This window comes from Spiroplasma sp. ChiS (assembly GCF_002968355.1).
Taxonomy (GTDB): domain Bacteria; phylum Bacillota_I; class Bacilli_A; order Mycoplasmatales; family Mycoplasmataceae; genus Spiroplasma; species Spiroplasma citri.
Genome location: NZ_PUUH01000290.1, coordinates 1 through 7,226, shown reverse-complemented (window position 1 = coordinate 7,226; position 7,226 = coordinate 1). Strand labels below are relative to the sequence as shown.

10 protein-coding genes are annotated in these 7,226 nt (G+C 24.9%); 8 read left to right on the top strand and 2 right to left on the bottom strand.

The annotated features are described in order from the left end of the window. The 3 genes from C6B38_RS07515 to C6B38_RS07505 form a co-directional block, all read left to right on the top strand. Nucleotides 1–535, top strand: a 535-nt coding sequence (locus C6B38_RS07515) for a hypothetical protein (protein WP_233485666.1), incomplete at its 5' end; no start/stop codon positions are given. Nucleotides 536–541: 6 nt separating this feature from the next. Further along, the gene (locus C6B38_RS07510; RefSeq protein WP_105299167.1) at nt 542–1,351 is read left to right on the top strand and encodes a TlyA family RNA methyltransferase; all 810 of its coding nucleotides are present in this window, start codon (nt 542–544) and stop codon (nt 1,349–1,351) included. 51 nt (nt 1,352–1,402) lie between these two features. Then, the gene (locus C6B38_RS07505) at nt 1,403–1,909 is read left to right on the top strand and encodes a redoxin family protein (protein WP_105299166.1); all 507 of its coding nucleotides are present in this window, start codon (nt 1,403–1,405) and stop codon (nt 1,907–1,909) included. Between the two features lie 280 nt (nt 1,910–2,189). Here the strand turns inward: C6B38_RS07505 and C6B38_RS11520 are convergent, their stop codons facing one another. Then, nucleotides 2,190–2,315, bottom strand: a complete 126-nt coding sequence (locus C6B38_RS11520; RefSeq protein WP_233485665.1) for a lipoprotein — start codon at nt 2,313–2,315, stop codon at nt 2,190–2,192. Nucleotides 2,316–2,701: 386 nt separating this feature from the next. On the opposite strand from C6B38_RS11520, the gene C6B38_RS07495 reads away from it, so the two are divergent. Next, nucleotides 2,702–3,010 (top strand): hypothetical protein, encoded by a 309-nt coding sequence (locus tag C6B38_RS07495; RefSeq protein ID WP_105299165.1) that lies wholly within the window; start codon nt 2,702–2,704, stop codon nt 3,008–3,010. Between the two features lie 845 nt (nt 3,011–3,855). Here the strand turns inward: C6B38_RS07495 and C6B38_RS11515 are convergent. After that, nucleotides 3,856–4,026 (bottom strand): hypothetical protein, encoded by a 171-nt coding sequence (locus tag C6B38_RS11515; RefSeq protein WP_233485664.1) that lies wholly within the window; start codon nt 4,024–4,026, stop codon nt 3,856–3,858. Between the two features lie 45 nt (nt 4,027–4,071). Between C6B38_RS11515 and C6B38_RS07485 the strand changes: the two genes are divergently transcribed. From C6B38_RS07485 to C6B38_RS07475, 4 genes are all read left to right on the top strand, one after another. Then, complete coding sequence (locus tag C6B38_RS07485) at nt 4,072–5,514, top strand: PTS transporter subunit EIIC (RefSeq protein ID WP_233485663.1); 1,443 nt, start codon at nt 4,072–4,074, stop codon at nt 5,512–5,514. Between the two features lie 207 nt (nt 5,515–5,721). Beyond that, the gene (locus C6B38_RS11510) at nt 5,722–5,862 is read left to right on the top strand and encodes a hypothetical protein (RefSeq protein WP_233485662.1); all 141 of its coding nucleotides are present in this window, start codon (nt 5,722–5,724) and stop codon (nt 5,860–5,862) included. A gap of 92 nt (nt 5,863–5,954) precedes the next feature. Next, nucleotides 5,955–6,290 carry a hypothetical protein gene (locus C6B38_RS11505; protein WP_233485661.1) on the top strand — a complete coding sequence of 112 codons (336 nt, stop codon included), beginning with the start codon at nt 5,955–5,957 and terminating at the stop codon, nt 6,288–6,290. 282 nt (nt 6,291–6,572) lie between these two features. Next, nucleotides 6,573–6,932 carry a hypothetical protein gene (locus tag C6B38_RS07475; protein ID WP_233485660.1) on the top strand — a complete coding sequence of 120 codons (360 nt, stop codon included), beginning with the start codon at nt 6,573–6,575 and terminating at the stop codon, nt 6,930–6,932. The last annotated feature ends 294 nt before the right edge of the window (nt 6,933–7,226 follow it).

Here is a 7,226-nt window from a genome sequence, read left to right as displayed (position 1 = left end):
CTTTAGTCAAATGGGTGATGAGATGCAAAATAACAAGTTTAATTATTATAATTGAGCAAATAACAAATGAGCAAAAAAGTGACAAATATCACAAGATACTAAACAACGCTTATTAACTTTATCGGGAAAAATCCACTATGTTCCATTATGAAAACCAGTTGATATTTCAATTGATTTAGATACTCAACAATTAATTATTCCAAAAAATCTTGCTTTTTTAGCACAAAAATATCAATTACCACAAACAACATACTACCTTTTTAAATATAATAATATTAATAACATTATGCTAGAATGTAATTACATTATTAGTAATTATTCAAAAATTATTGAAGCTAAAATTGATCAAAATTTTATTTCGTTAGAATGGTCATTATCATATGGTGCTTACTTTTTTAAAGAAATTACTAATTACATTTTAGCACAAGATACAATCTTAGAAACTTATCGTGAAACAAAAACTCGAAAACAACGGTTATTATTTCGTTATCAGAACCAACGTGCATTTAATAAAAGTCAATGAAAAGGAGAATAAATTTTAATGAAAATTCGGTTGGACCAATTAATGGTTAATAATAATTTAGCTCCTTCGCGTGAAAAAGCTAAGGTAATGATTTTAGCAAATAATGTTTTAGTTGATAATGTACCGGCCTTAAAACCAAGTGAACTGGTAAAATTAGATAGTATTATTAAATTACGTGGTGAACCATTAAAATATGTTTCCCGAGCAGGTGAAAAGTTAGCCAAAGGTTTAACTGCTTTTAATTTAACAGTTAAGAATCTAGTTTGTCTTGATATTGGTGCTTCAACTGGTGGTTTTACTGATTGCTTATTACAAAATGATGCTAAAAAAGTTTATGCTGTTGATGTTGGTACAAATCAATTAGCTTGAAAATTACGAAATAATCCTCATGTTGTTTCATTAGAGAAAACTAATTTTCGGTATGTTACTAAAGCATTATTTGCCCCTGATGAAATTGAAATTGCTTGTTGTGATGTTTCTTTTATTTCATTAGATAAAATTATTCCACCCTTAAAAGATATTATATTATTAAATCATTATGCTTTTTTCTTAATTAAACCACAGTTTGAGAGTACAAAAGAAGCTGTTAAGAGAGGAAAAATTAATCATAAAGCAATACACTATGATGTTATTAAAAAAATCTTTGCTTTAGCCCTTAATAATGGTTTTAGTGTTAACAATTGCGACTATTCTCCAATTTTAGGAAATAAAAAGAAAAACATTGAATTTATTTGTTTACTACAACGAACAACAAATCCGATTAACTATATAACTGACGGAGCCATCGGAACAATAATTGAAAATGCTTGAAATACTTTATTATCATAACAATATTTTAGGATATAATATTCTTATAAAAGAAGGGAGGAAACAACTTTTATGGCAGTAGGAACAATGAGTGGCGATGTTAAAAATTTGCTTGCAAAAGATTATCTTCAAGTTGGTCACAAGGTATCATTTAAAGCTGATATGGTTGATTGACAAGATTTTGAATTAGAAACTATAACAAAAGAATATAAAGTTATTTCCGCAGTACCTAGTATAGATACTAGTGTTTGTTTAACACAAACAAAACAATTTAATGAAACAATTATTAGCAAGTATCCTATTTTTCAATTAATAACAATTTCACGTGATTTGCCATTTGCTTTGAAACGAGCATGTGAAGGTTTTGTTAATGCAAACCATATTTTATTATCTGATACTAATTATCGTGAATTTGGCACACAAACAAAATTATATTTTCCATTTAATAATTTATTAGCACGAAGCGTAATGATTTTAGATCAAGATAATAAAATTATTTATTTACAAATTGTTTCACCAATTTCTTCCGAACCAAATTATGAGGAAGTTTACCAGTTTTTAGATACTTTTCAAAAATAAAAACTTGTAATAAAATAAAACAATGTTTCTTTTAACTGGATATTACCAGTTAAAAGAAACATTTTTAATATTTCGGAAATAATATTTATTTAACTTAATTTATTAATTTGCTCTTCTAAGAAAGATATTGCTGACTTTAATAAATCAATGTCTGTTTTTGACATTGATTTAATTTCATTTGAAGTTAATCCTTTTAACCCATTTTCAAGTTCTATTAATGCAAACTTTAGTTGTTCTTTTTGCTCTTCACTAACATTTTTTAAGTTATCAATTTTTCCTTTTAAGTTGATAGTCGATTTTGAAGACTTTTAATTTCATTTTCATGTATTGAATTACAAGCAATAACATTACTTGCTCCAACTGTAGAAAAACTAATTGCTCCTAGAATTGTTAAAATTTTTTTCATTTTTTATATGTTTCTTTCTATTCGATTAAAGTTATCGATAATTTTATTCTATTTTTTTTCAAGTTTAAATTTACAATAAATTCTATTTTATAAACTAATAATTAAATTAAATTGAATATGTGTAAATTATTTCAAATAAAATAACTTATTTTATTTAATTTTTTCCATAAATTACCAAATTATTTCATCAAACCCTTAATAATCAACATTATTGGCAGGAATAACATTGTTAATTTTTATTAAAAAATATATAATAAAATTTGTATTAACCCTTAAGGATAAGTTTTATCATTCATCGGCATTAATGTTTTACCATTAGCGTCGATAATTTTTTGATAAGAGAGGTGTTTATTACAAGTATTTTATGAAAGGAGAACACAAAAACTATGGCTTTCGAAAATAACAATTCAACTAAAACAAAAAAAAGATTAGCAATGCCAGATAGTGTCTTCATTGGCTGCGAACAACATGCTGAAGAATGTAAAAAATGTGCTGCAATTCAAGAATCACAAAAAACAATTTTATCATGCCAAATATGTGAACAACCGGTGTTTTTCTGTCGCTCAAAACCTTGTGAGTATAAATTGCATTGTATCAATCCAGATTGTGTTAAATCAAAACATAACTTTGTTTTTGTTGGCAAAAACAATATTAATAAAACAAAAAAATATTATGATCAACAATTACAAAAATAATTTAGGGAAAACTAATATTTAAACCTTCTTGAAAAAGAAGGTTTTTAATTACTTAAAATCTAATATAATTTTTTTATAGGATTTTTTTTAGAAAACAAAAGTGTTATAATACAAATATAAGTATGACTACTTATACTTAGAAAAAAATGAAAAAAGATTATAGATATTTAAAATATAATTGTTTAATTCATATAAAAAAATAAAATGAATAATGAAAAATGATAATAGTTATATTAATTAAATTATTATAAAACAAAGAATATTTAAAATATTTATTTTTTTATTATAAATTTTTACAATGTTTTCATTAATGTTACATCGATTAATGAAATAACATTATTTTTTAAATACTATTCAAAAAGATAATAAAACGTATAGTTAAAAAGTAGAAAAGGATATTTAAAATGAACAATAAATTACTGGATCAAACCTTAGTTGCTAATATGGCATTAAATGCTGGAATTGGATTAGTATTATTTTCATCATCATTTTATTATTAATTCACTTTTTATACTGACGAAATAAAAATGCTAAGTTCAAAGAACAACGATTAGGAGTTCAACGTGAACGAATTTTTTTGTTTGAAATTAAACAAAATATTTTTTTGATTTTATCATCATTATTTGCAATCTCATTAATAGTTGGTATAGTTACAATTATTAAACTTAATATATAATCTTTTAATCATTTAGTTATAACATGTCAACTTATGTAAACTAAAAAAAGAATAAAAAGAAAAGGAACAAATAAAATGCAATATTTACAAAAATTAGGAAAAGCATTACAATTTTCAATTGTTGTGCTACCAATTGCTGCTTTGTTGCTACGATTCGGGGGGGTATGAATTATGCCTCAATCAATTCAGAGTTAAATCAAACTGGATCATTGTCAGCAATTTGATATATTGGTTCAATTTTTCAAGCGGTTCGTAATGCTGAGATTGGTAATTTAGCACCATTATTTGCAATTGGATTAGGTTTCGGAATGAAAAAAAGACTTCCGTGGAGAAACAGCACTAGTTGCTTTCTTTGGATGAGCTGTTTTAGAAGGAATAATGGGAATTGTCCCACAATGATATTACAATAAATGTTTTATTAGGAAATACACCAATTAGTAATTTTTTAGATAATCAATTTTGAGCAAAACCACATTCACAAATTCTATATGTTTTTGATTTTAATGTTGGTGATGCTATTAAAGGTTATGGTGCAAAATATAACATTAGTATGGGTGTTTTTGGTGGAATTTTAGTTGGTTGTCTTGTTGCACTAATTTATAATAAATATTCTGGTATTAAGTTACCAGCATCCCTAGGATTTTTTTCAGGTCGTAGTTTTGTGCCAATGATAACAGCAGTTTATTTTCTCTTAGGTTCTTTTGCATTAGCAGCAATTTGACCATGATTTCAATTAGGATTACAATACTTAGGTTATGGTTTAGGAGCGATTCCACCATTAGGAGCTTTCTTCTATGCTATTTTTAACCGGTTATTATTACCATTTGGGTTACACCAAGTGTTAAACACTTATTTATGGTTCCAACAACCAATTATTGGCCATTTGATGAATTATCAAGGAACAAACTTATGACAAATTGTTGATGGAACGCTACAATGGGCTGTATATAGTATTGATAGTAACGGTGTATTACGAATTAGTGATTGAAATACAACTGGAATTATTACTACAGTCAATGGTGATATTAACGACTTTTTAGGAAAATTATATGCTGATGCTAAATTTGGTTTAGCAGGAGGAAGTGGAATTTTCCAATCAGGATTCTTCCCAATGATGATGTTTGGATTACCTGCAGCTTGTGCAGCAATGATTTTATCAATTAAAGATAAAATGCGTCGTGCTGAATATGCTGGAATTTTAAGGACAGCTGCAGGAGTTAGTTTTTTAACAGGAATTACAGAACCAATTGAATTTTCTTTTGTTTTCTTAGCCCCTGTTTTATTAGGATTACATGCTGTTTTAGCTGGTTTATTTTCAGCATTAACTATTGGCTTTGGAATTCGCGTTGGATTTGGTTTCTCAACTGGTTTTATTGATTGAGTTGTTGGTCGTGAAGAAGAAGTAATAGCATTAGCAAAATCATTTGAAAAAACAGTTAAAAACAATGCAAAGAAAAAAGCAAACCAAGAACAACAAATAGCAAATATCAATATTGTTGGAAGTGGTCAAGCGGGTAGTGAAAATATTTTAACTTCACAAAATAGTGTTAATCAACAAATTGACATTCAAAAAGATCCTAATGGACCATTAAAACTAGCACAAGTAATTTATGATGCAATTGGTCATGATAATCTAGTTAAAGTTGATAACTGTATGACTAGATTACGTTTAACAGTTGAAGACAACACGAAAATTGATCAAGCAGCAATCAAAGCAACCGGAGTCGCTGGTTTAGTATTAGTTTCTAAAACAAAGGGCATTCAAATTATTATTGGTTTAAATGTTGAAGCTGTTGCAACTAAATTATCTGAAATTTCTGAAAAATAATATTAAAATAAAAAATAAAAACGTTACTAAAGTAAACGTTTTTATTTTTTATTACTTTGATACAATTGATAATTACAAATGAATATGATAAAGTGATTTTGTATATGATTTTAAAAATATAATTAATATTTTCTAAAATAAATTACTTTATTTAATTATTTTAGCAAGATAAATAATTAATTAAAAAATTATAGAAAGAAAGTTAACGTGAAAATTACTTTAAAAACTAAAAATACGTTAAAATCAACTTATAAAGCAGTTAAAAAATCAATTAATTCATTTTTAAAAAAACTTGGTTTAAAACATAATGATACTATTAAATTAGAAAAAAATATTGAAAAAAAATAAAAGAAGAAATATTACGGTTTGAACGAGAACATCAAAAGTTAAAAGAACTATTAGACGTAATTATTCCGGAAAATAAAGCAAATGAAAACTCGTTGCGTGATGAAACATTCGATGATTTATCACCAGAAACAGTCAAATTTTTAACTGCAAAAAATAATCAATCAAAACAATTAGTAAATCATGAGATAAATAATGTGCAAGCTCAAAAACAAGACCAGGCCCAAAAACTTAATAAACTTAATTTAGGGTTAAATGAAGCATTACAAAAAATCGATAAAAAAGAACAAACATTAGTTACAAAAATTAAAAATAAAGTTCGTTTTAGTCCAACTAATACTACAATTTTTTTTGATAAGAAAAAAGGAACAATTGCAAAGTTGGAAACAATACCCCCAAATGAAAAAGACGATGAATCATATGAACGTTAAAAAGTAAAAGCAACAATTAATTGTTGCTTTTACTTTTTAAGATTAATTTTGTCAAATTATTTGTAAATTATTTTTTCTGACAACTAATTTGATGAATTCTAGTTTTAAAAGATTAAACAAATTATTTTTAGAAAATTAAAAATTTTAGATGATAATTTTAATTAAATATGATAATCTATAAAATGTATATGGTTTTAAAAATATTAATTATATTTTTAAATAAATGACTTTAATTAATTATTTTATTAAATTAATTAAACATAGAAAAAGAATAAATTTAATATGAAAATTACATCAAAAATTAAAGGAACTTTAAAAGAATCTTATCGATCAATTAAAAAATCAATTAAAACAATGTTAGCAAAACTTGGTCTTAATAAAAGTCAAGTTCAAGAAGCAACAGCACGAACTTTGAATGCAGTAGAAGTAGAAATAACTCAATTTTTAAATGAAGAAATGCAAAAAGTTGATTTGTTATCTACACCAAATCCATCAATTAAAGGTTTAACAGAACCATTAAAACCACAAGTAAATAAAACATATGGTAATGGTCAAACAGAAGATAAAAAATATAAAGAAATTTTGACCAAATTAAATAGTTTTTTAGCAAATGAAAAACAATTATCATCAAAAACCGGGTAGTATATATTATTTTGAGGTTTTTAATAAAATTAAGTAATTAGAAACAAATTATGTTTCGCTTATGATTAAATGATAACAAAATTTATAAAAAATTCAACTTTTTTAAAAATTATATTTTTAATTGAATAAATAATTTTATAAAATTATGAATTTTGACACACTAAAAAGTACTTTTTAAAGTTATTACTAATTTTAAAAAGTTTTTTATTTATAAAGATAAAAATTGATTTTGAGATTGATTTAATTTAAAAATATTAGATTCAATTTTTTCTTTATTTTTATTAATTTTAACTT